The sequence below is a fragment of the Microbacterium croceum genome (assembly GCF_023091245.1).
GTDB classification, from domain to species: domain Bacteria; phylum Actinomycetota; class Actinomycetes; order Actinomycetales; family Microbacteriaceae; genus Microbacterium; species Microbacterium croceum.
Map to the genome: position 1 here is coordinate 673,797 of NZ_JAHWXN010000002.1, position 26,917 is coordinate 700,713.

Consider the following 26,917-nt stretch of genomic DNA (forward strand, 5'->3'; position numbering starts at 1 on the left):
GGCTCAGGCGAGAGGATCGCTGTTGCGGATGCTCCGGCGCGTCACGCGCTCCCCCGTGGCGGGGTCGACCGCGGTGCGCGCGACCGACTCGGTGCGACGGCTGCGCATCACCAGGACGAGACTGATAAGGAAGACCAGGACGCCGGCGCCCATGAGGATGTAGCCGATCAGATCGAGGTCGACGAACCCTCCGGTGTCGATGTTGAGCGCGAAGACGAGGATCGCTCCGATGACGATGAGCGCGATGCCGGTTCCGATACCCATGATGCTGCTTCCTCTCCGGGGCCGGATCTGCGGCCCGCACGGGACACAATAAGGTCAATCGGCGTTGAGTCAATCCTCATGGACATAATCGCCGCGAGGTGGTAGGGATGGAGTCGATGACCGATCTGGAACGCCGCGCGGGGATCTTCGCCGCACTCGCCGATCAGACGCGCCTGCGCATCGTCGACCTCCTCACTCTCGGCGATCTGTCGTCATCTGAGATCGGCGCGACCCTCGATCTGCGCTCGAATCTGATCGCGCATCACCTCGGCGTCCTGGAATCCGCCCAGATCGTCGCCCGCACCCGCTCGGAGTTCGACCGGCGACGCACCTACATCGGGCTGCGCCCCGAGGTCTTCGACACCCTCGCTCCCCCGAGCGTGATCCCTCCACGACGCGTCCTCTTCGTGTGCACCGCGAACTCCGCGCGATCCCAGCTCGCCGAGACGATCTGGCGCGACGCGAGCGCGGTGGACGTCGCCTCCGCCGGCACCCGTCCCGCCGAGGAGGTGAACCCCGAGGCCATCGCCGCGGCAGCCCGGCACGGACTCGCCATGCGCCCTTCGCACCCGCCGCAGCACATCGACGACGTCCGCGCGGATGGCGACCTGGTGATCACGGTCTGCGACGACGCCCACGAACGGCTGCGCGACGGCGACGACCTGCACTGGTCGATCCGCGACCCCGCCCGCGTCGGCACCGCCGCCGCCTTCGATGCCGCTTTCGACGCCCTCTGCCTGCGCATCCGCGCCTTGTCCTCGCGCCTCGTCGCCGCCTGAGCGCGTGAGGCGGGCCGGGCAGGGCGGCTTCACTCGCTCAGCGCGAAGTCGACCGCTGCGGCGACGTGGATCTGCGCGGTCGGGAAGAGGGGGACCGCGCTGTCGGCGGCAGTGATCAGCAGTTCGATCTCCGTGCATCCGAGGATCACGCCCTCCGCCCCCGCATCGACGAGGCGGGCGATCACTCGTCTGTAGACGGCTCGGGATTCCTCCCGGATCACCCCGTGGACGAGCTCGTCGTAGATGATCCGGTGCACGGCCGCGCGGTCGTCGGCATCAGGGACCACGACGGTCAGGCCGTGCGATGCGAGGCGTTCGCGGTGGAACGGCTGTTCCATCGTGAACGAGGTGCCCAGCACAATGACGGCGGCGCCGGCCCGCTCGAGGGTCCGCGCCGAACGCGCGAGGACCGCTCCCGCGCTGTTCCAGTCCCCCTCGACCTGGAAGCGTTCGATCTCCGCGAAATCCAGTGAGTCGAGCAGGATTCGGGCGGAGTGGAATCCGCCCAGGTGAGAGGCGATCTGCTGGTTGGCCATGCGATAGTACTCCGCCGTGGAATCCCAGCACATTCCGCCGATGAGCCCGATCGTCCGCATGCCCAGCCCCTTCCCCCCTCGAGGTTGCCGAAGCGGTGCGGGGCCCGGCGCCCTGTCGCGCCCGTCCACTTTCGTGGTCACGCGGCCCCGACCGGATGCCGGTGCCCTCGCTCTGCAGCCGCTGCGCGCTGTTCTACAGCACTTCCGCGGCCACCGATGACCATCCGATCACCCCCCACATCGGGGGGACTGGACGCCTAAGCCTGGCGAGCATGCATCGCGTGCTTCTTTCATGTCTGTGACGCGCATGGCCCAGAGGTCGCGGCGCGTGCGCTACCCGACAGCGACCCGAAGGGACTCTTCGGTCAAGACACCCGTTTCCGGCGTCCGCCGCGCCGCTGCTCACCGTTCAGCTCTGACCCTGGAGGAGAAGAATGACCTACTCATCCACCCATATATCGCCGGAGGGACCTCGCCTCGGTGAGCCAACGCCGCGCCGCGGTCGTCTCGCTGCCCTCGCGGTGGTGCTTCTCCTCGTGGTCGGTCTCGGTGCGTCCATTGCCCTGGCCACGGCCTCGCCCGCCAACGCCGAGACAAGCCCCACCGGCACGACCATCCGGGAACCGCAGAAGTTCTACGCGTACACGACGCCCGGGCAGAACCTCGATGTGACCTTCACTCGGACGACGAGCTCCACGATCCCGACGTTGCTGCGGATCACCTCCCCCGCCGGCGTTCAGACCTTCTGCACCATCGGAACCGCGTCGGGGAGCAGCTGCAGCCGGCTCAACCTGACGTCGCCGACGGCAGGCGTGTGGGAGGTCTACTTCTACGCGAATGACGACTCTGTGAGCCTCGGTTTCCACACGTGGAGCATCCAGGTCCAGCAGGGGATGAACAACCTGAGCGGCCGGGTGTGGAGCTACCGGTACTTGATGTACAACTCCAACCCCGCGACCTTCGACATGTGGTACGTGTCGCCGCTCGGCTACAAGTACAAGGCGACGCACACGGACTTCTTCGGCGTCGACAGCATCTTCGAGGCGAACCAGTTCGGGAACATCTACACCGGCACCTGCACATCGGCCTACCGGAGCATCGAGATCGCAAAGAACGGCCCGTACTACGACCCCGCGTTCGACAACAAGTCGCAGGTTTGCGGAAAGCCGTACGCGGTCTTCTTCCAGGCGCCGGCGGCTGCGCTGCCGGTCTCGGCGGTCGATGCGTCCGGCGCCACGCACGTGCTCAACCGCACGCCGGTCGCTCCGACGGTCAGCGGTCTGACCTTCACCCCCGATGCGCCGAACACTCGCAGTGGGCAGTTTACGTTCACCGCGACGTCTGCTCTGGGAACGTCCACGCTGCTGATCGACGCCGACGGCGACGGGCAATACGGCGGGCCGCTGGACCGAAGGATCCCCGTCGGTATCGCGAGCGACGGCACGCAGACCTACGCCTTCGACGGACTCGACGGAGCCGGCAATCCCATCCCGATCTCCGTCGAGATGAGCGCCTACCTGGGCGTGAACAAGGCCGGTGAGGTCCACGTGCTGAGCGTGGATGTGGAGTCTCGTCAGGGCATCAGCATAACGGCGCTGAACGGACCGAACAGCGGGATGTCAACGATCTACTGGAACGACTCGTTCCTGCAGACCGGGCAGCGGCTGCCGTGCCGGCCGGGGCAGTTGGACGCAACCGCGGGTGTGGACACCAGCGGGGGCCCCCGCCACACCTGGAACTGCTTCGGACAGCCGGGCCTCAACCCCAACGATGGCGTCGGCGGAGCCTGGGGAGACGCACGGTCGATCGACGACTGGATGTTCCACACGGTCGATGTGCGGACCAACACCGTCATCGTGCCGGCGGTGTCCACGTACACGGTGGAGAAGACCTCCGACCCTGCGTCGGGTGACACCGTCTCCCCCGGTGACGAGGTGACCTACACGATCCTGGTGACGCAGAGCGGCCCCGACGCCGTCGATGCCAGCCTCAGCGATGATCTGTCGAACGTCCTCGACGACGCCGAGATGGTCGGAACCGTCACATCGAGCCTCGGCACCGCGACGCTGAACGGCACCTCTCTCGAGTGGTCCGGCACCGTGCCGGCGGGTCAGGTCGCGACGATCACCTACACGGTGAAGGTCAAGGACCGCACCGGCCTGGCAGGAGGCGGGGACTACACCCTCGGAAACGTCGTCACCAGCGACGGATGCCTCACGGCTGCCGATTGCGAGACCACGCACCCGGTGGGGACCTACACCGTCACGAAGAGCGTCGATCCTGCATCAGGGACCGACGTCCAGACAGGCCACACGGTGACCTACACCGTCACCGTCGCCCAGGTCGGCACCGGCGCAGTGACCGGAGCATCCCTGGAGGACGACCTCAGCGACGTGCTCGACGACGCCACCTGGAACGACGACCTGAGCGCCACTTCCAGCACCGCGTCCTTCGACGCGGCCGCGAAGACGCTCGCATGGTCGGGAGACCTGACCGTGGGTCAGCAGGTCACGATCACCTACTCGGTGACGGTGACGTCACTGGGCACCGAGTCGGAAACGCTGTCGAACGTCGTGACGAGCGATGGCTGTGACACCGGTGCCTGCGAGACCGAGAACCCCGTGGTACCGAAGATCGTCACGATCCAGGTGCTCAAGATCGGCGAGGACACCACCGGCGAGATCGTTCCGATGGATGGCTCCCAGTGGGCGATCTACTCGAGCGCCACGGGCGGTACGGCAGTGATCGCTTCTCTGTCCGGCGCGGGTTCGACGGGTCTGTTCGAGGCCACGACCCTCACGGCCGGCAGCACCTACTGGCTCGAGGAGACCACGGCGCTGCCCGGGTTCCAGCTGCTCGCCCAGCGCGTGCAGTTCACCGTGGGCGTCGACGGTCAGGTTCAGCTCGCGCAGGGAACGTCGTCGAACGTGACGGTCAGGCATGCCGACGGCGTCTCGACCATCTGGGTCCAGGACGTGCCCCAGTTCGCGCTGCCGACCACCGGCGGCACGGGCACGACGTGGATCTACCTCACCGGCGGCGGGATCATCCTCGCCGCACTGGCGGTCCTCGCCGCCATGCATCTGTCCACGCGCCGCCGCATCACGCAGATGCACGCGGCATCACACCCCGAGGCTGACTGAGTCAGCCGTCCACCCATCCATTGCACGACCCCTCACCAAGGAGAAGGAAGATGAACAACCCGTTCACCCGGCGCGGTCTGCGCGTCGGAATCGCCGCCGTCGCCGCCGCGACCGTGGCCACACTCGGCCTCGCGCTTCCCGCGTCGGCCGCGCCCCTGGTCGATCCCGACCAGATCGGCTCGATCACCGTCCACAAGTTCGAGACACCGGAACCGCTCGGCGGCAACAACGGCGGCAACGGCGGCAACGGCAACGGCAACAACGGCGGCGGGAACAACGGCGGCGCTCAGTCCGGCTTCGGCCAGCCCGGCGACGGCACCCCCACCGACACCACTGGTCTCACCCCGCTCCCGGGTGTGACATTCCAGGTGCAGCAGGTCAACACCATCGACCTGTCGACGAACGCCGGCTGGGCTGAGGCATCCGCGCTTTCGGGCGTGTTCGACGCAGCCGACGCCGAGAACTCGATCACCGGCGCCGGCTACTCACTCGGTGCCGGGTCGTCGCAGGTGACCAACGCGGCGGGCGAGGCTGCGTTCACGGGGCTTCCCGTCGGCCTGTACCTCGTGCAGGAGACCAGCTACCCCGCCGGGGTGACGCCGGCCGCGCCGTTCCTGATCACGGTGCCGCTGACCGACCCGAACAACCAGAACACCTGGCTGTACGACGTGCACGTCTACCCGAAGAACGCGGTCACCGCCGCCGAGAAGACCGTGACCGACGCCGCGTCGATCCAGCTCGGCGACATCGTCACCTGGACGATCACCGCTGACATCCCCAACGTCTCCCCGATCGACGGGTACAAGATCGTCGACCCGCTCGACAGCAAGCTCGACCTCATGAGCACCACCGTCGAGCTCTCGGGCGGCCGGGTCCTCGTCCCCGCCGACTACACGGTCACGTTCGATGAGGCGACCAACACGGTCACCGTCGAGTTCACCGCGGCAGGCCTCCTGAAGCTCGCTGCGAACAACGACGTCTCGGTCGTCGTGACCCTCGACACCGCGGTCAACACCATCGGGGAGATCTCCAACCAGGCGCTCGTCTACCCGAACGCGGCGGCGTTCGACATCGCGCCCGGTCAGCCCGGGGGCCCGGTCATGACGAACACTCCGGAGACCAAGTGGGGCGCGTTCACCATCAAGAAGACCGACGGCACCGACACCCTCCAGGGTGCGCAGTTCCAGGTCTTCACCTCGGCCGCCGACGCCGCCGCGCAGACCAACCCGGTCGAGCTCGGTGGACAGACCACCTTCGATGTCGACGCTGAGGGTGGGCTGACCCTGTACGGCCTTCGCTACAGCGACTTCGCGAACAACCAGACGGTCGCGGCGGGCGACGCGGGCTTCATCCAGTACTACCTGGTCGAGACCAAGGCTCCGAACGGGTTCGAGCTGCTCGCCGAGCCGATCGAGTTCACGGTCACCGCCGCGACCACCGCGGCGGGCGTGGACCTCGAGGTCGTCAACGTGCCCAGCAACGGCGGCTTCATCCTGCCCATCACCGGTGGCACCGGTACGGGCCTGCTCTACCTGGTCGGCTTCGCGCTCATCGCCGGTGGTGCGATCTTCATGATCGTCACCCGCCGTCGTAAGCAGGAGGCCTGACCCGCTCCACGGCGCCGGCATCCCCTCCCCGGCGCCGTGCTCGGTGGTCACCGCCCCCTCGGTGATCGCCACTCCCACGAGGGGGCGACTCTTCCTCCATATGAGTCGCCCCCTCACTCTCATCTGCGAGGAGTTCTGATGACCGCTCTCGAAGACGCACCGCGCACGCGCCGCACCGATCGAGAGCGCCCCCGCCGTCACTTCTCCCTCGCTTCCGCCGTTGTGGCTGCCATGCTCCTGGTCGGAGTCGGTACGGTCACCTACCCCACCGCCGCGAACTGGTTCAGCGACCGTGCCCACGCCACCGAGGTGTCCGGGTATATCCAGGACGTGCAGGACCTCGGCGAATCCGCTCTCCAGAAGATCCTGGAAGCCGCCGAACAGTACAACGAAGACCTGCAGTCCGGTCCGCTGCGCGACCCGTTCGTCCTCGACCAGGATGGCCGCGCGAACGACATCGAAGCCGGCTGGGCGGACTACGTCTCCCAGCTGGACTTCGGCACCGAGGCCCCCATGGCTCGCATCCGCATCCCCGAGATCGACGTAGATCTGCCGATCTATCACGGCACCGAAGACACCGTCCTGGACAAGGGCGTCGGGCACCTCTACGGCACCTCCCTCCCCGTCGGCGGCATCGACACTCACGCTGTGCTGTCCGGGCATTCCGGCCTTCCCGGAAGCGAGCTGTTCACGAAGGTGAATCAGCTTGAGAACGACGACCTCATCTACATCGACGTGGCGGGCAAGACGCTCACCTACAAGGTCGATCAGATCCTCACCGTCGCCCCCGACGACGCCTCCGACCTCCGCCAGGTCGCCGGTCACGACTACGTGACTCTTCTCACCTGCACCCCGATCGGCGTGAACTCGCACCGCCTGCTGGTGCGCGCAGAACGCGTCCCGGACGCCACCGCTTCGGACACGGCCGCCGCCGTCGCCCCTAACGCGAACGACCCCGGCGTGCCCTGGTGGGCGCTCTGGTCCGGAGCGACACTCATCGGCTGCCTCGCACTCGCCTGGCCCCGTAGGGCGGACAAGTCCTCCGAGGCGGAGGAGCTCGACGCGGCTTAGCTGCGCTCGCAAGGTCTCGACACGCGCCTCCCTCGCGATTGGACCGCATCGGCATCATCAGCCCGAGGCGATGCGCCCTAGATCAGCCCGTCTTCGATGGCTCGTCGATGCAGGTCGATCTTCGTCGGTGCTTCGCGGCCGACGGCGGCGTACTTGCTGCGGATGCGGCGCAGGTGATCGACGACCGTGTCCCTCGAGAGGACGAGCGCGGCCGCGACCTTTTCGGCTGTCTGTCCCGACGCGTATCGCGAGAGCACATCTCGCTCGCGAGCGCTGAGAGACGCACTCACGAAGGCCTCGTCCCCCATCAGTGCCGCAGCCCAGTCGGGTGTGGCGATCGTCTCGCCTCGGTGGGCGGCTTCGATCGCACGCCGCAGCTTGTCGGGAAGCTCAGACTTGCGCAGCATGCCGACCACGCCCGCGTGGGCAGCCTCGCGGACCAGAGCAGCGTTCTCCCCACTGGTGAAGGCGATCACCTTCACCGCGGCTCCCGACCCCGCCAGCAGCCGCTCGACGTTGCGGCGAGGGCTGCTTCCATCGGCCAGCTGCAGATCCAGCAACACGACATCGAAGCTGCCACCGGGATCGAGCAGCGCGTCCACGCGGCTCGCGGCACCCGTCACGCGCATGCCGGAGAAGGAGTTGATGATCGTGGAGACCCCCACGACGAGAGCCGGGTGATCGTCGACGAGGCCGATATTGAGAGTCTTCGGCCGCGATGACGGGGCAGGTCGCGGTCTGGAGGTGGAGCCGTCGCTCGAGGGTGTCTTCATGTGCGGTCTCCAGGGTGAAAGGCCGCGACCGTCACAACGTCGTGCAGTCGCCGGATGAAGGGCAGCAGTGCCGGGGGCGGGGGGCGGATTTCTCGGGCGAAACCCTGTGGGAGGAGCATGCTCACAGTATCGGATCGGGATGCGCCCTGTGGGCACGCCGATTGGTCGATTCGACCTCCCGGGCATCAGCCGCCTCCTATCCCCACAAAGGGGGGATAGCAGGCGGCTGTCTTGGCGGTGCAGGTGCGCACGGCGTTGGCTGGAGTATTCCGACATTCAGGCCTGCAGCGGGCGGGGGCCAGCTGCAGCAGGGGAGGCTTCCATGCAGAAATCCACGCCCGTTATCGCGCAGCGCTTACCGCGCGCCATCCTTTCTCTCACACTCATCGTCATGCTCGTACTTGCCGGGGTCGCCGCAGGGCCGACCATGTCTCGAGCTGACGTCCCCTCGCCGCCCGCGATGGAGCCCTTCTCCGCGCCGCTGTGCGAAGGAACGACACCCTCAGATCCGGCCCAGGCGGGAGGTCCGGTGAATGACCTCACGATGGTGTTCGGACAGCGTCTGGTCGACTACAACGACGGGCGGATGGTGTTCCTGTACGACTCCGGCTACACCATCAGCGACGACCACGTCCCGGGCACCCCGATGTGCGGGGTGCGATACGTCGAGGGCGTGGGACCTGTCTCGGACTGGTCCTACTGCACGGACTTCCACTCGCTCTACTGCAACGTCACCGACGAGAACGGCAACCTCACGCAGGACGGAGAGATCGTCCCGCCGCTGGAGGACTTGGACTCCAACCCGCGCCTGACCGCCGACCAGGAGCGCCTGGTTCGTTACCTGCTCACCGCCGAGATCGGGGTCATCCGCAACGGGGAGGACGTCGTGACGAGCAACGATTCGGAAATCACACGCAACGCTCGCCAGCGAGCGGTGTGGTGCGTGACCGAACAGTACGACGACATCCCTTTCCTCGCGCAGTTCTGTGGGGACAACTTCCCGCCCGAGCGGCTGGCAGAGATCCTCGCTGGCCTACCCGCTGACCCGGTCGACAACCCGGTGCTCGAACTGGCCGGCGCTGAGGGCTCCGTCGTGGCAGGTGAGACGACACAGGTGAAGGTCACGACGAACATCACCGCCGTGCCGATCCAGATCTCCGCCCCCGGGGCGACGGTCACCGTGTGCGAGTCGTCTGCAGCGCAGGCGACCTACACGAACGGTGAGCTTCAACTGTCGACGCCGAACGGAGAGCAGGCATCGGTCGAGCTGTGCATCACCTGGCCGGAAGCCGGGCCCCAGACGGTCACCGCCTCGGCCGACGATGTGCGCCCCGCAAGAGAACAGCTCCACTGGGTGCAGTCGCCCGGTCTGGTGGGCGGCGAGCCCTGCCAGGTCTTCTCGAGCCTCAACTCAACCGCGTCGACCGGGGTCGAAGCCGCACTCGGTGTCGCGGTGAGCGCCGCGCCGGCTCCTACGCCCACGCCCACACCCACCACGACGCCTGCGCCCAGTGCGACGCCTGCACCTACGGCGCCGGGCTCGACAACCGGTGCGGGTGCACCCGCCTCGAGCCACGAAGGATCTCTGGCAGCGACCGGAGGGTCGCTGCCCCTCGCGGCGTCGATCTTCGGAGCGCTCCTGCTCCTGTTCGGGATCATCGCGCTGCTGCTGCATCGTAGGAGTGCCCTCGCCACAGCGACGAGAGCTGCGGGGAACTAACCGAGCAGACGGGGATCGACATCAGGACGTCGATCCCCGTCTGCTTCGAGCACGAACAAGTCGTCGGAGCCGTCAGCTCGATCGATCAAGACGGAGACTGCGACGGGGTCACCCGGTGATCCGGAAAGAACTCTGATCGTCACCTGGTCCTGAGCAGAAGCCCCGCGCACGCACGCTGCCAGTTCCTGCGCGAGCCCATCGCCGATCTGCTCGCCAGACGGGCGGGCTCCGCTGCGCGCATCCAGCAGGAGCACGCTCGCGCCTCGGCGACGGGCGGCGGCTATGGCATCAGTGAGCTGAGGGTGCTCCAGCACAGCGCAGCGAATGTGATCGCGCAGGGCAGCCTCGGCGATTCGGATGTCGAGGGCAAGATCCGGTGTGAGCTCTTCGGTGGCGACGATCCGCTCCAGCGCAGAGCGGGCACCGGAGGATGCGACGGAGGTGTGCATGCGGAGCTGGGCGAGTTCCCTTTCTCGCTTCTGCAGCTGTCGAAGCGCGATAGCGGAACGCGCACGGAATCCGGCTTCCCGACGGGCGCGCACGTGCGCGTAGTGCAGCCAGACCAAAGCAAGGCTCAGCATCAGGATCGGGTAGATGTCGACGACGTAGAGGATCCCCGGCGAGTCGACGATCATGACCACCGCGATCCCGCGCGCGGCGATCAGCACGAAGCCGACAGTCGCTCCCAGCTTCGCGTGGCCGGAGAGGATCACGAAGCCGCACAGGGCGACCGCCATGGTGAACATGGAGGGCTCGTAGGCCGGGGTATCGATGAGAAGCACGACCGAGGCGGTGATGACCGCGGCTGCGACGATGACGAGCGGCCGCCACTGCAGGCCCGTTCGAAGGCGAGCCTCCCAGGGCAGCAGCAGCCCGGTCACCCCCAGCAGTGCACCGACGACGGCGACGTGGAGAGGCCAGTTGTCTGCCCGCGCGAAGCTCCCCTTCACCATGCCGCCGACCACAGGGGCGGACAGAGTGACGAGACTGATCCACAGCAGAGCACCGCGTGCACCGCGACCGAGCAGGGTCCGCGTGCTCATGACGCGACCTCCGCGTCCTCGGTCGGACGAAGCCACGCGAGATGCACGCGCGTTCCGGAACCCGGGGAACTGTCGATACCAGCGCTCGCACCCGGGATGCGCTCCAGACGCCCGAAGATCGACTCGCGTATCCCGAAGCGATCCGAGGGCACCGCGGCCAGGTCGAAGCCCGGACCGTCGTCGGCGACGGTGAGGTCGATCTCGCCGCGGTGCATGACGCCGTAGACGCGCACGTTGGTGGCGCTCGCATGACGGGCGCTGTTGCGGATCGCCTCCGACATCGCGTCGGCGACCGCCTGGACGATCTCGCTGGGAAGAGAAGCGTCGCCCTCGTCGCTTCCCAGCTCCACGTTGTCGACTCCGAGACGAGCAGCCGTGCGAACGAGAACCTGCCGCGCGACGCCCAGCGGGTGCGAGGCAGCACGACTCGCCACCCGGAGGTCGAGCGCGCGCAGAGCGTCAGCAGCCATGTTGACGACGAGAGCGGGCAGCTTCACGGTCTCCGCGCTGGACCACATCGCTGCACTGTTCAGCACACCGAGCACGTTGTCGTGCGCCACCCGAGCGAGCTCACGCTCCTCAGCGAGGCGCGCTTCGGCCGCGGCGACAGCAGCAGCTCGCCGCTGCCAGCGCTCCTGCACGACGAAGTAGGGAATCATCCGGGCCCGGAACAGCACCAAGAGAATCGCGAAGGAGACGTTGCCGAACTGGATCACGGTGATGGAGATGAGCAACGGCGCGAGGTCTCGATACTGCACCCAGACGCTCAATGCGGGAGCGACGGCAAGAACCGCAGCGGCCACATTCAGCCGGACCAGGAGCTGCGCCTTCGTCGGCTCGCCGGTCCGCGCGAGCAGCAGTGCCAGCAAGGAGACGTAGACCGCGGTCAGCATCCACGTGACCTGCCAGATGGTGGCCTCCCCCGGCAGCGCGGCGCCTTCAGGCGTCGCCTCGGCGATGAAGGCAGTGAGCTGCAGCAGGATGCCCATGATGGGGATGATCACCCACAGCGCCTTCAGCACAGGCGCTCTCAGGACCCGTGCCGGGGAAACCGCGGCCACCACCAACAGCACCGCGAGGAGAGCGTGTCCCCACAGCCACCACGACGCATACGGGCTGGGACCGGCGATCACATCGATGAGCAACCATGCCAGAAGGACCGCCAAGCCAGCGGCGCTCAACAGCCGAGTCAGCGTGCGGTCGAAGCCCCAGAGCTTCGTCGCAGCGCTTACGATGTCTGTCCGGTCGGAAATGATCAGCCCCCCAGTACGCGTGGTGGCTCAATTGTCGAGGTTGGGGCCCGGCCCCCTCAACCGAAACAGTCGGTCGAGGGGACGCTGCAACGGATCATGTGGACAGTATCCGCTGTTTCTGGGCCTCGAACTCGGCTTCGTTGAGCACTCCCGCGTCGCGGAGCTGGCCGAGTTGCGTGAGCTGGTCGAGAACCGAGGCGGTCACTGGACCAGCGGGGTTCGGGGCGGGTGGCGTCGTCGCGGATGCGGCATCCTGTGCAGCCCACCTCTGCTGTTGCCGTCGGTGAGTGTTGCCGATCACGCGGGTCGCGACGGAGGCGCGGGCCGCGGTGCGGAGAAGGCTCATGCGGGCTTCCTTTCTTCGAGCGCACTCTCGAGGTCAGCGATGTCGACGCCTCCGGAGAACAGTTCCGCGCCGCCGACAGTCACCCACGCCTCGGCTGCCGCTGCGAGCGAGCGGTCTTCGTACACGATGGCGAGTGCCACCTGCCCTCGATGAAGCTCCGCTGCAATCGCGGCCAGGTCGACGGCGTCGAGCACGCCGCTCTCGACACCTTCGAAGACTCTGAGGTCGACTCCGGTGATGCCATCGAGATCAGCGATGGCTCGCTTGACGGCGCCGCCGTCAGCACCGCGTGCGACGAACTCGATATCGAGGATCTCGATGAGTCCCGACTCCACCCGCTCGAGAAGTGCGACCAGACCCGTGCCGAGGTCGGCGTGCTCGTCGAAGACGAAGACCAGGAAATCGACGGGACCTGCGAAGCGGTCATTCGCCATCGCGCGCACCGCCCTTCCCGGTGATGGCGCGGACCACATTGAGCGCTCCGAGCACAGCGAGAGCGGCCCCGAGGAACCACCACAGGAAGATCGCGCCCCAGAGCGGGCCGCTGAGGAGTGTGAAGCCAGCGATCACCGAGACGATCGCAAACACCGCATCGACAGCCTTCGACCCGGATCGCCCCAATGTGAGCAGAGCGGTGAAGCCCTCGATCACCCACATCAGACCGACCATGATCGTCAGGAACAACGCCAGGAACGCCGCCGACTGCTGAAGCGAGAAGAACGCGTAGACACCGGCGACGACGTAGAGCAGACCGAGCAGGACGTGCCCGATACGGCCGCCAGCACCCAGGTTCTTCGCGAAGACCCCTAGGGCGACGTACACGATGCCAGCCAGGATTGCGTACACAGCGATCACGCCGGTCAGTGCGACCGCAGCCTTCGTCGGCCACACGAGGATCGCGATGCCGAATCCGACCGCCGCGAGTCCGACCGCGAGGATCGCGAGACGCGCTCCTCGCGGAGGTGCCGAAACTGTCACTGGTGTACCTGTCATGGTTGGACTTCCATTTCCTAGCGGGAGTGGTCGAGTCGGGTATTCAAGACCGACTGCGTGGGGGCATTGATGGCGGAGCCACGGGTGATCGCTGCACGACTGGTTCAGCGTGCGGCTCTCTCATCTGCCGCGCCGAGGATTCCAGCGAGCCTGGGGAATGATGGCAGCTTCCCTTGCGGGCGCAGCACCCCTCCCCGGCAGCGCAAGCAGACCGGTGAGCCTGCCGTGATCAGACAGCATCGTCGCACGCAGCCCCGCGCGACGTCGCACCCTTCGGAAAGCCCCCCCATAACAGGGGGATGACACCTCGAACGGTTCCTGCGTGAACCACTTGTGGTGCGCGGATCGAACAGCGACCGCGTTCTACCCGTCCACGCCCGCGCGCTCACGCGCCGGCCATCGGAACTGCTGGACGAATCCGGCGATCCGCGTCGAGCGCGTCAAGAGAAGGAACAGGCCGTAGCCGATCATCCCGCCCAGGATGTTCGTCAGCCAGTCGTTGATGTCCGCGAGGTGTCCGCTGGACGCGAGTCGTGCAATGGCCATCTGCAGCAGCTCGATGGCGAGGCTCGCGGCGGCGACGATCACCAGAACCTTCCACCAGCGCGGCCGCGCGATGAGCAGCGGGACGAGCATCCCGAGCGGGACGAACACCGCGACGTTGATGAGAGCGTCCTCGAGCCCGTAGTCGGCGAACGGCACGAGGTAGAGCGGCAAGGGGCGCGGCCCGTCATAGAACCCCGTTCCGACGCGGAGGAAGATCGGGAAGACCGTGTTGGCGAGCACTCCGCCCGCGTAGACCGCGAGGACGGCGGCGACGCTCGCCCGGGCGATCGTGACGCGCCCGCGGGAGCGGAGGATCCAGAGGAGCACGAGGAAGATCACGACTCCGAAGGGGATCACGATCGGGAGCATGGGGACTTCGATGAACGTCATTGACTGCTTCCGGGACTGCGTGGTGCGGTGCGGGAGCACCGCACTGATCGTATCGGGATCGCCTCTTCGGCCATCATCGTTCATGAAGGTGCCGCTGCGTTTGTCAGACAGAACGAACTCGCGGTCGCCGATGCTCGGTCATTCTCCGCGTGTCTTCGTCAGCGCGCTTCGCTGACAGACTGTTCACAGTGGGTCGGCGTGCTGATGCTGGCATCGCCCGCGCCGCGCTCGGGCTCCTTGTGCACCCGCGCTGAGCCATCACTCCGAAGAAGTAAGGCCGAGGTACAGCGGTGAGTGCACCGAGCAACGAGGCAGCGGCGATGACGCGTCTCGTGTTCAGAGAGCTTCCCTTCGCACGACTGCGACGTTCTTTGTCGACCTGGGCGGCTTTCGTCCTGTCCAGCCTCGAATTCGCCGCCATCCACCTGCGCGGGCTGGACGAGTGGCCGCTCGCCATACTGTATGTGGGCTTCTCCGCCGCGTTGGCTACGGCCTACCTGCTGTCGAGACGCAACCTTCTCGTCTCGATGGCCGGACATGTCCTGTGGAACGGGACAGGCCTTACCTCTCTCATCCTCACCGCGAGGTGAGAGTCATACGGACCTTCAGAGTGCGCCAGAACTCATGCTCGAAGCCTCCAACGACGTGACTTTCAACAGACCGTGGCAGTGTCAGGTCTGCGCCGCCCCGCGGCCCTCACCACGACTCGGCTCGCGTTACCGCTGCTGACGTTCCGGACATGACGAAGGCCCCGCTTCCCTATGTTTCCCAGGGAGTCGGGGCCTTCGTGGTGGCGGTGACGGTGGGATTTGAACCCACGGTAGGGGGTTACCCTACACAACTTTTCGAGAGTTGCACCTTCGGCCGCTCGGACACGTCACCGCGGAACAGCTTACGCGAGACGGGGCGAGTGCGCGAATCGAGCCGTTGCCCCGTTCAGGACGGCATCCCTCCCCGGCGGGCGAGCAGTGCGAGGTGGAGTGCCGCGAGCGTCTCCCCGTCGTCGAGGTCGGCTTCGAGCAGGTCGCCGATGAGGGTGAGGCGCTGATAGAAGACCGAGCGGGACAGATGGCTCGCGGCGGCCGCGGCCGAGCGGTTGCCGGGATGCGTGACGAGTGCGGCGAGCACGTCGAGCAGGTCGCCGCGGCGCTCGCGGTCGTAGGCCACGACGGGCGCCAGCATCCGCTCGCTGTGCGCGAGCAGGCGGTGGTCGTCGCGCAGCGAGGCGACGAAGCGCTCCAACGGGCGGTCGTCCACGCGCCGCACGCGCGGACCGGTGTCCGAACGGTCGCTCGCCGCCAGATCGCGTGCGGCCCGCAGCGAGGCGAGCAGCCCCAGCACGTCATCCGCAGGAGGTCCGACGAAGACCGTGCGATCCGGACCGACCATGATCGCGACGAGCGCATCAGACAGAGGAACCGATGCCGGCAGCGACAGCAGTGCGACGTCGTCGTCGCCCACCCGCGCGGCGACCACGGCCACCCCGGCCTGCGCCGCGCGGGACGCGAGGTACATCGCAGGTTCCGTTCCCCGGGCCACGATGCCGTGGCAGTGCCGCCCCGCGAGCACGAAGCCGCTGGTCGCGAGACGGGCCTCGATGTCATCAGGACTCGCGAAGCGGGCGCCGAGCAGGTCGTCGATGAGGCCGCGCTGGGCGAGCAGCGACCACTCGGAATCGCCGCCGTCCGCCAGGCATCCGAACGCGAGAGCCGTCGCTCCCTGCTCGAGCACCGTGAGACGTCCGGCCGGATGCGCGGGACCGGGCAGGGCGAGCAGCGTTCCCCACCGCACGCCGCGCGCCTGTACGGGCACACGGTCAGCGGAACGCAGCTTTCCGAGCGCCTCGGCCACCGGCATCCGCAGGGTCTCGTGGGCGATCACCTCGCGCGCCAGGTTCTCGAGCACGACCGGAGCGCCGAGCGCGCGGGCCGTCTCGGCCACCACGACGTCGGCCGGGGCTCCTCGCAGGCTCAGCGCGGTGAACAGTTCATGCAGGTGCTGACGTTCGCGCAGCGCCATGGTCTGTGCGGCGATCAGCGCCCGGTGCACGGCCTCGGTGACGGCGACGAACTTGACCTCGCTGGTCAGCGCGATCAGGGCGAGCTCGCGCTCGGCGCACACCTCGACGACGGCATCCGGGATGCGCGCCTGTCCGGCATCGAGCTCGACCACGATGCCCGCGATCCCGGCCCGATGCAGCCCGACCGCGAAGTCCCGCAGCTCCTCGGGAGCGGTCGGCCAGCCGGCCCCGGTACTGAGCAGCAGCTCCCCGCCGTCGAGCAGACGGGCGACGCCGACACTGTCGGACACGTGCACCCAGCGCACGGCGGCGTCGAGCGCGCGGCCGCCGACGATCACCTCGGGAGCGCCGGCCTGCAGCACGGGCTCGGCGAGCACATCCGCCACGGTCAGCAGCGCATCATCGCGCGTCGGACGATCTGTCCGTATGGAGCGGAAGTCCTGACGTTCTGACATCACGATCAGCTCCTTGGCTCTGTGATCATTGAGGAGCACAAGCCTATCGAACACCGGTCAGAGTGTTCGAGACCGCATTCTTCAGCAGTCGGAGGAACATCGTGGACATCGTCCGTCACGTCATCAACGGAGTGGAGACCGCCGAGGCGGCTCGCACCGGCCAGGTCTTCGATCCCGCCACCGGTCAGGTGTCGAAGCAGGTCGCGTTCGCCTCGACCGCCGAGGTCGACTCCGCGATCGCCGCCGCCGCAGCCGCGGCACCCGCCTGGCGCGAGACCAGCCTCATCAAGCGCGCCGACGTCTTCTTCCGCCTGCGCCAGCTGCTCAAGGACCGCACCCCCGAGCTCGCCGCGATCGTCACCTCCGAGCACGGCAAGGTGCTCTCGGATGCCGCCGGCGAAGTGTCGCGCGGCATCGAGAACGTCGAGTTCGCCGCCGGGCTCGTGCACCTGCTCAAGGGCGAGCGCAGCGAGCAGGTCTCGCGCGGCGTCGACGTGCACTCGGTCAAGCAGCCGGTCGGCGTGGTCGCCGCGATCACCCCGTTCAACTTCCCCGTGATGGTGCCGCTGTGGATGGTGGCCTCCGCGATCGCCTGCGGCAACACGGTCGTGCTCAAGCCCAGCGAGAAGGACCCGTCCGCCGCGGTGTGGATCGCGAAGCTCTTCGCCGAAGCGGGCCTGCCCGACGGCGTGCTGAACGTCGTGCACGGCGACAAGGAGGCCGTCGATGCACTGCTCGAGTCGCCGCAGGTCTCGGCGGTCAGCTTCGTCGGCTCCACCCCGATCGCCCGCTCGATCTATCAGCGCGCCTCGGCCGCCGGAAAGCGTGTGCAGGCCCTCGGCGGCGCCAAGAACCACATGGTCGTGATGCCGGATGCCGACATCGACGGCGCCGCCGACGCCGCGGTCTCGGCCGCCTACGGTTCCGCCGGCGAGCGCTGCATGGCCGTCTCGGTGCTGGTGGCCGTGGGCGACATCGCCGACGAGCTGGTCTCGGCGATCGCCTCCCGCATCGACGGACTGACGATCGGCCCCGGCACGGATGCCGCCAGCGAGATGGGTCCGCTCATCACGCGCGAGCACCGCGACCGCGTCGCCTCCTACGTCACCGGCGCCGAGGCGGAGGGCGCCAAGGTCGTGGTCGACGGCACGCAGAAGCAGTTCGACTCCGACGGCTTCTTCCTCGGCGTCAGCCTGATCGACCAGGTCGCCCCCGGCATGAAGGTCTACGACGACGAGATCTTCGGCCCGGTGCTCACGGTCGTGCGCGTCGAGACCTACGCCGAGGCGGTGGCACTCGTCAACGCGAACGCCTACGGCAACGGCACCGCGATCTTCACGCGCGACGGCGGCACCGCCCGGCAGTATGAGTTCGACATCGAGGTCGGGATGGTCGGCGTGAACGTGCCGATCCCGGTGCCGATCGGCGCTTACTCGTTCGGCGGATGGAAGGACTCGCTGTTCGGCGACTCGCACATCTACGGCCCCGAGTCCGTGCACTTCTACACGCGGTCCAAGGTCGTCACCACTCGCTGGCCCGACCACACGCCGTCGCAGATCGACCTCGGCTTCCCGAGCAACCACTGATGTCGGACACGGAGACAGGAGCGACCACGATGACGAACTTCACCGACCGCCACGGCATCTCGCACCCGCTGCCGGCCCCCGAGGCGGAGGCGCAGGTGCGCGCCGACGACCGCGCCCACGTCTTCCACTCCTGGAGTGCGCAGGCGCTGATCGATCCGCTGCCCGTCGCCGCGGGCGAGGGGTCGACGTTCTGGGACTACCAGGGCAACGCCTACCTCGACTTCTCGAGCCAGCTGGTGAACCTGAACCTGGGGCACCAGCATCCCGACCTCGTCGCCGCCATCCAGCAGCAGGCCGGGCGTCTCGCCACGATCCAGCCGTCGATCGCGAACGACGTGCGCGGCGAGCTCGCCCGCCTGATCGCCGAGGTCGCACCGGACGGACTCGAGAAGGTCTTCTTCACCAACGGCGGCGCCGAAGCCAACGAGTACGCGGTGCGCATGGCCCGCCAGTCCACCGGCCGCCGCAAGGTGCTGTCGATGTACCGCAGCTACCACGGCTCCACCTCGACCGCGATCTCGCTCACCGGCGACCCGCGCCGCTGGGCGAACGACGGCGTCGACAACGGCACCGTGCGCTTCTTCGGTCCCTACCTGTACCGCTCGCCGTTCCACGCCGAGACCCCGGAGCAGGAGTCCGAGCGCGCGCTCGCGCACCTCGAGCAGACCATCCAGCTCGAGGGGCCGCAGACGATCGCGGCGATCATCATCGAGACGGTCGTCGGCACCAACGGTGTGCTCGTGCCGCCGCCCGGCTACCTGCAGGGCGTGCGCGCGCTGTGCGACCGCTACGGCATCGTGTACATCGCCGACGAGGTCATGGTCGGTTTCGGTCGCCTCGGCGAGTGGTTCGGCGTCGACGCGTTCGACGCGAAGCCCGACCTCATCACCTTCGCGAAGGGCGTGAACTCCGGCTACGTTCCGCTCGGCGGCGTCGTCATCTCGGAGCGGATCGCCGCGGCCTTCGACACCCTGCCGTTCGCCGGCGGACTGACCTACTCGGGCCACCCGCTCGCGTGCGCCGCGGGTGTGGCAACGTTCGAGGTGTTCCGCCGCGACGGCATCCTGGAGCGCGTGCGCGATCTCGGCGAGCGCATCGTCGAGCCGACCCTGCGCGCCTGGGCCGAGTCGCACCCGAGCGTGGGCGAGGTCCGCGGGCGTGGTCTGTTCTGGGCGATCGAGCTCGTGCGCGACCGCGAGACCCGCGAGCCGCTGGTGCCGTTCAACGCCTCCGGAGCGGATGCCGCCCCCATGGGCGCGTTCGCGGCGGCGGCGAAGAAGGCGGGCGTCTGGCCGTTCACGCACTTCAACCGCGTGCACGTCGCTCCCCCGCTCGTGATCAGCGAGGACGACCTGGTGCGCGGCCTGGCCGCGATCGACGGTGCGCTGGCCGTGGCCGACGAAGCCGCCGCCGGCTGAGCATCCACATGGAAAGGGCCCGTCCTCTCACTCACGAGGGCGGGCCCTTCTGCATCCGCCGTGTCGACGCGACGAAACGCGGAACCGGTGACGATTCGCGGACCGATTCACGTCGAAGACTCCGTGATTCGTCACAACCTCCGTGATTCGTCACCGGCCGCACCCAACGGCCCGGCCGCCCACCTCACTCCCCGGAGTCGTACACCCGCACCCCGTCGACCCAGGTGCCGCGCACCTCGGTGAGGCCGATCTCCTCGGCCGGATGCTCGAACGGATCCCGGTCGAGCAGGGCGAGGTCGGCGCGCATCCCCACCGCGATCGTGCCGGTGTCGTCGAGGTGGTTCACGCGCGCGGAGCCTGCGGTGTACGCGGCGAGCGCGGTCGCGAGATCGATCGACTGCTCGGGAAGGAACGGCTCGTAGTCGCCCTCCCACTCGGTGGGCGCCGAGCGGCGGTTCACGGCGACGTGGATCGCGGCCATCGGGTTCGGCGTGCTCACCGACCAGTCGCTCCCGGCGGCGAGCGCGGCACCGGAACGCAGCAGGTCGCCGAACGGGTACTGCCACCCGCTGCGCTGCTCCCCCAGGAACGGGAGGGTCAGGTCGACCATCTGGGGCTCGAGCGTCGCCCACAGCATCTGCATGTTCGCGGTGACGTCGAGCGCGCGGAAGCGCGGGATGTCGTCGGGGTGCACGACCTGGATGTGCGAGATGTGGTGCCGGTTGCCGCGGGGGCCGTTGGCGACGAGCGCGGCCTCGACCGCATCCAGGCACTCCCGCACGGCTCGGTCGCCGATCGCGTGGAAGTGCAGCGTGAAGCCGAGGTCATCGAGCCGGATCGCGGCCTCCTTGAGCAGCTCGGGTTCGACGAAGGAGATGCCGGAGTCCTCGCGCGGATGCCCGTGGCCGTCGCAGTACGGCTCCAGCATCGCGGCGGTGAAGTTCTCGGCGACGCCGTCCTGCATGATCTTCACGCTGCGCGCGCGGAACCGCCCGACCGTGCCGGCGTCACGGCGGGCCGCGATGTCGTCGATCTGCTCCAGCCCGCGCGAACGGTCCCACCACAGCGAGCCGACGACCCTGCCGGTCAGTGCCCCGGATGCAGCGGCGCTGAGGTAGGCGGGCAGCGGATCTCCTGCATCACCGTACTCGGTGCCGACGATCGCGTCCTGCCACGCGGTCACGCCGTAGGAGTGCAGGTGGCGCTGCCCCTGCAGGAGCGCTTCCACGAGCCGTTCGGGCGCCTCGGTCGGCAGCAACCGGTTGACCAGCCCCATCGCGCCCTCGTGCAGCGTGCCGCTCGGAGCGCCGTGGGCGTCGCGTTCGATCCGACCGTCCGCGGGGTCCGCGGTGTCGCGGGTGATGCCGGCGAGCGCCAGCGCCCGCGAGTTGACCCAGGCGCCGTGTCCATCGCGGTTGGGCAGGAATGCCGGGCGATCGGACAGCACGGAGTCCAGGTCGGCCGCGGTCGGTGTGCCGCCGGGGAACGCCGACATCTGCCAGCCGCCGCCGAGGATCCACTCGTCATCCGGATGTTCCGCGGCGTATTCCGCGATCCGCGCCAGATACTCCTCGCGCGTCGCCAGCGCCGACAGGTCGCAGCGCAGCATGTCGAGCCCGCCCCAGACCGGATGCACATGCGCGTCCTGGAACCCCGGCACCAGCAGCCCGCCGGCCAGGTCCACGACCTCGGTGTCGGGCCCGATCAGCGCCGAGACGTCATGACCGACTGCCGTGATGATCCCGTCCGCCACGGCGACGGCCCGCGCGGTCGTGCGCGCTCCGTCCGACAGGAACACCCGACCACCCTGCGCGCCACCCGTGAACACCAGATCAGCGAAGACCATCGTCATCCTCCTGCCATCGTGCGGGCGATCTCGGTCGCCGAGTCCCCCGCTCTCTTCAGAACCACCGCGACCAGGGCGAGCGCCAGCAGCGTGAGCACCAGCATGATCGTCGACACCGCCGCGATCTCCGGGCGCAGTCCGCTGCGCAGCGCACTGAGCACGTACACGGGCCACGGTGTGGTGCCCGAGACCTGTACGAACGCTGAGACCACCGTGTTGTCGAGGCTCAGCGTGAACGACAGCAGGAACCCGGCGAGCACGGCCGGCATCGCGAGCGGCAGCGTGACCTTGAGGAAGGTCCGCACCGGCGGCGCGTAGAGGTCGGCGGACGCCTCCTCCAGCCGTGCGTCGAGTCCGACCAGGCGCGCCCGCACGATGTACGACACGATCGCGATCGAGAACAGCGACTGTCCGACCACCAGCCGCATCGTGCCGTCGTTGAACAGTCCGATCCCGACGTCCTGTCCCAGGAAGACCAGCCACGGCAGCAGGGCGACGGCATCCACGATCTCGGGGGTGACCGAGACCAACAGCAGCAGGCCGAGGAACCACCACACCCACTTGCCCGGGTTGCGGGCCATCGCGATGCCGGCCAGTGTGCCCAGAGCCGTGGCGAGGAGAGCCGCGAGCAGCCCGGTGCGCACCGACACCAGCACGGCGTCGCGGATGGCCGGCTTCTCGACGATCGCGAGGAACGACTCGAAGCCGAAGTGGTCCCACGACACCAGCAGACGCCCGACGTTGAACGAGTAGGCGATGATCACCAGGATCGGCAGGAACAGGAACAGGAACACCAGGGCCGCCCAGATCGGGAGCACGAACCGGGCGGCACCACGGCGAGCGCGCGGCGCGGTGGTCTTCGTATCGGTCATGATCCCTCCCCCAGGACGAGTCGGTTCCGTCGTCGCAGCGGCAGCGTCACGAGCCAGAGGAGTCCGGCGGCCACGGCGATCGAGAGCATGATGACGATGATCAGCAGCACGGCCATCGCCGAGCCCAGCGCCCAGTTCTGCGCGGTCTGGAACTGGCTCGCCACGACCTGACCGATCATGTTTCCCTTCGCGCCGCCGAGCACGGTGGCGGTGATGTAGTCGCCCATGAGCGGGATGTACACCAGCAGCACGCCGGCGATGATGCCCGGTCGTGCCAGCGGCACTGTGACGCGCAGGAAGGTCGACACGCTCCCGGCACCGAGGTCCTTGCTGGCCTCACGCAGCGGACCGGACACCCGGTCGAACGCCACGAACAGCGGCAGGATCATGAGCGGCAGGTAGTTGTAGACCACCCCCAGTAGCACGGCACCGCGCGAGTAGAGCAGATCGAGAGGGCCGGGGATCACCCCGATTCCCTGCAGCAGCTGCGACAGCCATCCCTCCGGCGCCAGGATCACCTGCCACCCGATCGTGCGCACCAGGAAGTTGGTCCAGAACGGCACCATCACCAGCGCGAGCAGCAGCCCGCGCTTGGACGGCGGCGCCTTCACGGCGATCCAGTACGCAACCGGGGCGCCGATCACCAGACACAGCACGGTGCCGAGGATACCGATCCACAGCGTGTTCAGGAACGTGCTGAAGAACGTCGGCGACAGCGCCTCCAGGTACCGGTCAAACGACAGGTGGTCGAGCGCGTGCGTGGCGAAGATGCTCGGCTTGTAGCCGAAGCTGAACACCACGACCATGAGGATCGGGGCGACGAAGAAGATGAGCAGCCACGCCCAGGCGGGGATGGCGAGACCGAACTTGAGCTTAGGCACCGGCGGCCGCCTTCATCGAGTTCCAGATCGAGACGACGCGGTCCTGCGCCTCCGTGAGCTTGCCCTCGTGCATGGTCGCCACCTGCTCCTCGTCGAAGAACACCATGTCGAGCCGCTCCAGCCCGGCGGCCTCCGCCTCGTCGCGGATGCCGCTGATCCCGGTGTCATACCCGATGTAGTCGACCTGGGCGAGCTGCACGTCGGGTTGCAGCACGAAGTTGATGAACGCGTGCGCGGCCTCGGGGTGCGGAGCGCCGGCGGCGATCGCCCAGTTGTCCATCCACAGCTCTGTCGCCGGGCTGCCCAGCACCCACTGCCAGCGGTCCGGATCGCCCGACTCGAAGATGCCCAGGCGCGCGTCGCCGTTGTACGACTGCAGCAGCGCGTGCGAGCCCTGCGGGATAGAGGAGCCGCCCGGGTACGAGTCGAAGGCAGAGACGTGCGGAGCGAGATCCTTCACGAGGAACTTCTCGACCGCGTCGAGGTCGTCGGGGTCCGTCGTCGTCCAGTCGATGCCGTTCGCCCAGAAGTAGATGCCCAGCAGCGGGGCCGGATCGTCGAGCACCGACGTCGACCCGGATGCCTCGTTCTGCGCGGCATCGATGAAGTCGCTCCAGGTGGTGAGCTCGCGCGAGATGACCGAGCGGTCATAGACGAAGCCCGTCGTGCCCCACGCCTTGCACACCGAGTACTCGTTGCCCGGGTCCCAGGAGCGTCCGCGGAACTCCGGCGCCACATGCGACATGTTCGGGATCAGGTCGAGGTTGAACTTCTGCAGGAGCCCGTTCTCGGCCATGGGCCCGACGAAGACGCCGGTGGGCACGACGATGTCGTAGCCGGAGGTGCCGCGCGCGGCGACCAGCTTGGCGATCAGCTCCTCGTTCGAGTTGAACGCGTCGAGCACGATGCGCGGTCCGCTCTCGGCCGTGAACTGCTCGAGCACCTCGGGAGCGTCGTAGTCGCCCCAGCTGTAGATCGACAGCCGGTCCTCGAGCGGTCCACCCTTGGCGTGCACCGCGGCGGCGTTCTGGCCGGGCGTGCAGGCGGAGAGCAGCACCGCCCCACCGGCGGCGAGCGCGGTCGCCAGGAACCCGCGGCGGGTGAGCTCGGTGCGGATCACCCGCGCGGCGCTCCGGTGCGCGAGCACGCGGACCGGAGGCGCGCCCGTCACCGGCCGCCGCCCTTCGGCAGGGAGATCACGTGCGTGGCGGTGGTGGGGATGCCGTCGGCGGCGAAGAGCCGTGCATCGGCCCGATCCCACAGGCAGCGCACCTCGTCGTCGACCTCGACGCTCGGGGCGGTGGGCGCCGGCATCCGCGACAGGAACGTCGCGTCTCCCGCGACGCGTACCGCGACCTGCAGCGTCTCGCCGAGGTGCGAGACGCCGAGCACACGCCCGGGTACTCCGGCGCCCTCACCGTGCTCCAGACGCACGTACTCCGGACGGATGGCGGCGACGGCCGGCTGTCCGGCGGCCACGCGCTCGCCACCCCAGCGGCCGGCGATCGCACCGATCGTGGTGTCGACCGCATCGCCGTCTGCACGCACCGTGCCGTGCACGAAGTTCTGCTGCCCGATGAACGAGGCGACGTACGCGGATGCCGGTTCGGCGTAGATCGCGGCCGGGGCGTCGAGCTGCTCGATCCGGCCCGCGCGCATCACCGCGATCCGGTCGCTCATTGACAGGGCCTCGGCCTGGTCGTGCGTGACGAACACGAACGTGGTGCCCAGCCGCGCCTGCAGCAGCTTGAGTTCGAGCTGCATCTCTTCGCGCAGCTGGCGGTCGAGGGCGGCGAGCGGTTCGTCGAGCAGCAGCACGCTCGGCCGGTTGATCAGCGCACGCGAGAGCGCGATGCGCTGCTGCTGACCGCCCGAGAGCTGCGTCGGCTTGCGGTCGGCGAAGCTGCGCAGCTGCACCATGTCGAGCGCTTCGCTCACCCGCTCGCGCTGTTCGGCCTTCGGAACACGGCGCTGCTGCAGGCCGTACGCCACGTTCTCGGCGACCGTGAGGTGCGGGAACAGCGCATAGGCCTGGAAGACCGTGTTGACCTCGCGCCGATAGGGCGGCAGGTTCAGGACGCTGCGTCCGGAGATGCGGATGTCGCCGGCATCCGGGTACTCGAACCCGGCGATCATGCGCAACGTCGTGGTCTTGCCGCAGCCGGAGGGACCCAGGAGCGAGAGGAACTCCCCCGGTTGCACTTGGAGGGTCAGATCGTCGACTGCGACGGCCGATCCGTAGCGCTTGGTGACGCCGTCGATGTGGACGGCGCCGGTGGCGGCGGGCGCCTCGCGCGTCGCCGTCGATGCAGGCAGGGTGCCGGGCATGAAACCTCCCCATTGAGAATCACTTGCGGCGAGTCTGTCATAGGAAAGGCCTCAGGTATAGCGAAATCAGAAGTCAGTTCATCGAATCGCAACGATATCCGTTGTAGATCACTGAACCGGCTACCGATTGGTCGCTTCGGACGAGGAGGTCGCGGAGCACAGCCTCCCGTCTTTCGACCCGGACGATCCGCGGAGCCTGTGACGATTCGCCGAGAGATTCACGCGCAAACATCCGCGTTTCGTCATCCCCTCAGGGATTCGTCGCCGACGCCGACCGCCCGCGACCGACCGAGTCGCTTCAGACCAGGAAGCCACGCAACAGTGCCTCGGACCCGGCGAGGTGATCACGCATCGCGTCTTCCGCGGCTTCGGGCTGCCCGGCCAGGATCGCCGTGACGATGCGCTCGTGCTGCTCGCCGGAGTGCTGGATGTTGCGGGGCATGAGAGGGAACGTGTCGAGCCAGGCGTTGACGTCGGCGCGGTTCTCGGCGGCGAGCGCGACCAATGACGGGATGCCGGCGGCCTCGGCGATCGCGAGGTGGAAGAGGGTGTCGAGGCGGCGGTACTCCTCGGGCCCGGCCGGGAGTGCAGCCTCGTGCCGCGCCCACAGATCCGCCCTGGTCGCCGCGTCCAGCGAGCGGCTCGCGGCAGCCCGTGCAGCACCGGTCTCGAGCACACGGCGGAGCCCGAGCACGTCATCCAGCTCCGCCACCGTCACCCCGGCCGCCTCCGCGGGCTGCGGCAGCGGATCCGCCACGAACGTGCCGCCGTAGCGACCGCGCCGGGCGATCAGATACCCCGCATCGGCGAGCTCCTTGATCGCCTCCCGCACGGTGTCGCGGCTCACCTCGAACGAGGCGGCGAGCTCGCGCTCCGGGGGCAGCGACTCCCCCGGAGCGACCACGCCGAGACGGATCGTCTGCACGAGTCGCGCCACCGTGTCTTCCAGGGCGTTGCCCCGGCGCAGCGGCCGGTAGACCGCGCGACGGACTTCGACCAGGTCGCCGTCCACGGGGTGCTCGCTCATGCTCTCACCTTGTCACAGCG

24 protein-coding genes and 1 tRNA gene are annotated in these 26,917 nt (G+C 68.2%); 8 read left to right on the forward strand and 17 right to left on the reverse strand.

Annotated features, from left to right (window positions below):
• Positions 1-3: 3 nt before the first annotated feature.
• Positions 4-264 carry a DUF6458 family protein gene (locus KZC51_RS17345; RefSeq protein ID WP_247631252.1) on the reverse strand — a complete coding sequence of 87 codons (261 nt, stop codon included), beginning with the start codon at positions 262-264 and terminating at the stop codon, positions 4-6.
• A gap of 116 nt (positions 265-380) precedes the next feature.
• On the opposite strand from KZC51_RS17345, the gene KZC51_RS17350 reads away from it, so the two are divergent.
• On the forward strand, positions 381-1,043 hold the full coding sequence (locus KZC51_RS17350; RefSeq protein WP_247631253.1) for an arsenate reductase/protein-tyrosine-phosphatase family protein: 663 nt from the start codon (positions 381-383) through the stop codon (positions 1,041-1,043).
• Between the two features lie 29 nt (positions 1,044-1,072).
• Here the strand turns inward: KZC51_RS17350 and KZC51_RS17355 are convergent, their stop codons facing one another.
• The gene (locus tag KZC51_RS17355) at positions 1,073-1,639 is read right to left on the reverse strand and encodes an aspartate/glutamate racemase family protein (protein ID WP_247631254.1); all 567 of its coding nucleotides are present in this window, start codon (positions 1,637-1,639) and stop codon (positions 1,073-1,075) included.
• Between the two features lie 374 nt (positions 1,640-2,013).
• Here KZC51_RS17355 and KZC51_RS17360 point away from each other — a divergent pair, with 374 nt between their 5' ends.
• The 3 genes from KZC51_RS17360 (at position 2,014) to KZC51_RS17370 (ending at position 7,400) form a co-directional block, all read left to right on the forward strand.
• On the forward strand, positions 2,014-4,722 hold the full coding sequence (locus tag KZC51_RS17360) for a DUF7927 domain-containing protein (RefSeq protein ID WP_247631255.1): 2,709 nt from the start codon (positions 2,014-2,016) through the stop codon (positions 4,720-4,722).
• 50 nt (positions 4,723-4,772) lie between these two features.
• The gene (locus KZC51_RS17365; protein ID WP_247631256.1) at positions 4,773-6,329 is read left to right on the forward strand and encodes a SpaH/EbpB family LPXTG-anchored major pilin; all 1,557 of its coding nucleotides are present in this window, start codon (positions 4,773-4,775) and stop codon (positions 6,327-6,329) included.
• Positions 6,330-6,467: 138 nt separating this feature from the next.
• Positions 6,468-7,400 carry a class C sortase gene (locus KZC51_RS17370; protein WP_247631257.1) on the forward strand — a complete coding sequence of 311 codons (933 nt, stop codon included), beginning with the start codon at positions 6,468-6,470 and terminating at the stop codon, positions 7,398-7,400.
• Between the two features lie 77 nt (positions 7,401-7,477).
• Here KZC51_RS17370 and KZC51_RS17375 read toward each other — a convergent pair whose 3' ends face one another.
• Positions 7,478-8,173, reverse strand: coding sequence for a response regulator transcription factor (locus KZC51_RS17375; RefSeq protein WP_247631258.1), 696 nt, complete (start codon positions 8,171-8,173; stop codon positions 7,478-7,480).
• Positions 8,174-8,702: 529 nt separating this feature from the next.
• Between KZC51_RS17375 and KZC51_RS17380 the strand changes: the two genes are divergently transcribed.
• Positions 8,703-9,893 (forward strand): hypothetical protein, encoded by a 1,191-nt coding sequence (locus KZC51_RS17380; RefSeq protein WP_247631259.1) that lies wholly within the window; start codon positions 8,703-8,705, stop codon positions 9,891-9,893.
• Here the strand turns inward: KZC51_RS17380 and KZC51_RS17385 are convergent.
• The 6 genes from KZC51_RS17385 to KZC51_RS17410 all read right to left on the reverse strand — a co-directional run bounded on the left by KZC51_RS17385 (position 9,890) and on the right by KZC51_RS17410 (position 14,464).
• Entirely contained in the window at positions 9,890-10,936 is a 1,047-nt protein-coding gene (locus KZC51_RS17385) for a hypothetical protein (protein ID WP_247631260.1), read from the reverse strand. The two genes, KZC51_RS17380 and KZC51_RS17385, sit on opposite strands and share 4 nt — an antisense overlap.
• Positions 10,933-12,117, reverse strand: a complete 1,185-nt coding sequence (locus KZC51_RS17390) for a sensor histidine kinase (protein ID WP_247631261.1) — start codon at positions 12,115-12,117, stop codon at positions 10,933-10,935. Before KZC51_RS17390 ends, KZC51_RS17385 begins: the two co-directional genes overlap by 4 nt.
• Before the next feature lie 166 nt (positions 12,118-12,283).
• Complete coding sequence (locus KZC51_RS17395; protein WP_247631262.1) at positions 12,284-12,535, reverse strand: SHOCT domain-containing protein; 252 nt, start codon at positions 12,533-12,535, stop codon at positions 12,284-12,286.
• Complete coding sequence (locus KZC51_RS17400) at positions 12,532-12,969, reverse strand: DUF6325 family protein (protein WP_247631263.1); 438 nt, start codon at positions 12,967-12,969, stop codon at positions 12,532-12,534. The genes KZC51_RS17395 and KZC51_RS17400 overlap by 4 nt, the downstream gene beginning before the upstream one ends.
• Entirely contained in the window at positions 12,959-13,528 is a 570-nt protein-coding gene (locus tag KZC51_RS17405; protein ID WP_247631264.1) for an HdeD family acid-resistance protein, read from the reverse strand. Before KZC51_RS17405 ends, KZC51_RS17400 begins: the two co-directional genes overlap by 11 nt.
• A gap of 363 nt (positions 13,529-13,891) precedes the next feature.
• Positions 13,892-14,464: a VanZ family protein gene (locus KZC51_RS17410; RefSeq protein WP_247631265.1), complete on the reverse strand. Its 573-nt coding sequence runs from the start codon at positions 14,462-14,464 to the stop codon at positions 13,892-13,894.
• 320 nt (positions 14,465-14,784) lie between these two features.
• On the opposite strand from KZC51_RS17410, the gene KZC51_RS17415 reads away from it, so the two are divergent.
• Positions 14,785-15,054: a CPBP family intramembrane glutamic endopeptidase gene (locus KZC51_RS17415; protein WP_247631266.1), complete on the forward strand. Its 270-nt coding sequence runs from the start codon at positions 14,785-14,787 to the stop codon at positions 15,052-15,054.
• Positions 15,055-15,255: 201 nt separating this feature from the next.
• On the opposite strand, the gene KZC51_RS17420 is transcribed toward KZC51_RS17415, so the two are convergent.
• Together KZC51_RS17420 and KZC51_RS17425 are read right to left on the reverse strand one after the other, a co-directional pair.
• Positions 15,256-15,346 (reverse strand) — tRNA-Ser (locus KZC51_RS17420).
• A 54-nt stretch (positions 15,347-15,400) separates the two neighbouring features.
• Complete coding sequence (locus KZC51_RS17425; protein ID WP_247631315.1) at positions 15,401-16,939, reverse strand: PucR family transcriptional regulator; 1,539 nt, start codon at positions 16,937-16,939, stop codon at positions 15,401-15,403.
• Positions 16,940-17,040: 101 nt separating this feature from the next.
• On the opposite strand from KZC51_RS17425, the gene KZC51_RS17430 reads away from it, so the two are divergent.
• A complete protein-coding gene (locus tag KZC51_RS17430) occupies positions 17,041-18,525 on the forward strand; it encodes a CoA-acylating methylmalonate-semialdehyde dehydrogenase (protein WP_247631267.1) in 1,485 nt (494 codons plus the stop codon).
• Between the two features lie 29 nt (positions 18,526-18,554).
• A complete protein-coding gene (locus KZC51_RS17435) occupies positions 18,555-19,943 on the forward strand; it encodes an aspartate aminotransferase family protein (RefSeq protein ID WP_247631268.1) in 1,389 nt (462 codons plus the stop codon).
• 184 nt (positions 19,944-20,127) lie between these two features.
• Here KZC51_RS17435 and KZC51_RS17440 read toward each other — a convergent pair whose 3' ends face one another.
• From KZC51_RS17440 to KZC51_RS17465, 6 genes are all read right to left on the reverse strand, one after another.
• Positions 20,128-21,789, reverse strand: coding sequence for an amidohydrolase (locus KZC51_RS17440; protein WP_247631269.1), 1,662 nt, complete (start codon positions 21,787-21,789; stop codon positions 20,128-20,130).
• A gap of 2 nt (positions 21,790-21,791) precedes the next feature.
• Positions 21,792-22,661: an ABC transporter permease gene (locus KZC51_RS17445; protein ID WP_247631270.1), complete on the reverse strand. Its 870-nt coding sequence runs from the start codon at positions 22,659-22,661 to the stop codon at positions 21,792-21,794.
• Complete coding sequence (locus KZC51_RS17450) at positions 22,658-23,542, reverse strand: ABC transporter permease (protein ID WP_247631271.1); 885 nt, start codon at positions 23,540-23,542, stop codon at positions 22,658-22,660. The genes KZC51_RS17445 and KZC51_RS17450 overlap by 4 nt, the downstream gene beginning before the upstream one ends.
• Positions 23,535-24,713, reverse strand: a complete 1,179-nt coding sequence (locus KZC51_RS17455; protein ID WP_247631272.1) for a polyamine ABC transporter substrate-binding protein — start codon at positions 24,711-24,713, stop codon at positions 23,535-23,537. Before KZC51_RS17455 ends, KZC51_RS17450 begins: the two co-directional genes overlap by 8 nt.
• Complete coding sequence (locus KZC51_RS17460) at positions 24,710-25,870, reverse strand: ABC transporter ATP-binding protein (RefSeq protein WP_247631273.1); 1,161 nt, start codon at positions 25,868-25,870, stop codon at positions 24,710-24,712. Before KZC51_RS17460 ends, KZC51_RS17455 begins: the two co-directional genes overlap by 4 nt.
• Positions 25,871-26,168: 298 nt before the next feature.
• Positions 26,169-26,897 (reverse strand): FadR/GntR family transcriptional regulator, encoded by a 729-nt coding sequence (locus tag KZC51_RS17465; RefSeq protein WP_247631274.1) that lies wholly within the window; start codon positions 26,895-26,897, stop codon positions 26,169-26,171.
• Between the last annotated feature and the right edge of the window lie 20 nt (positions 26,898-26,917).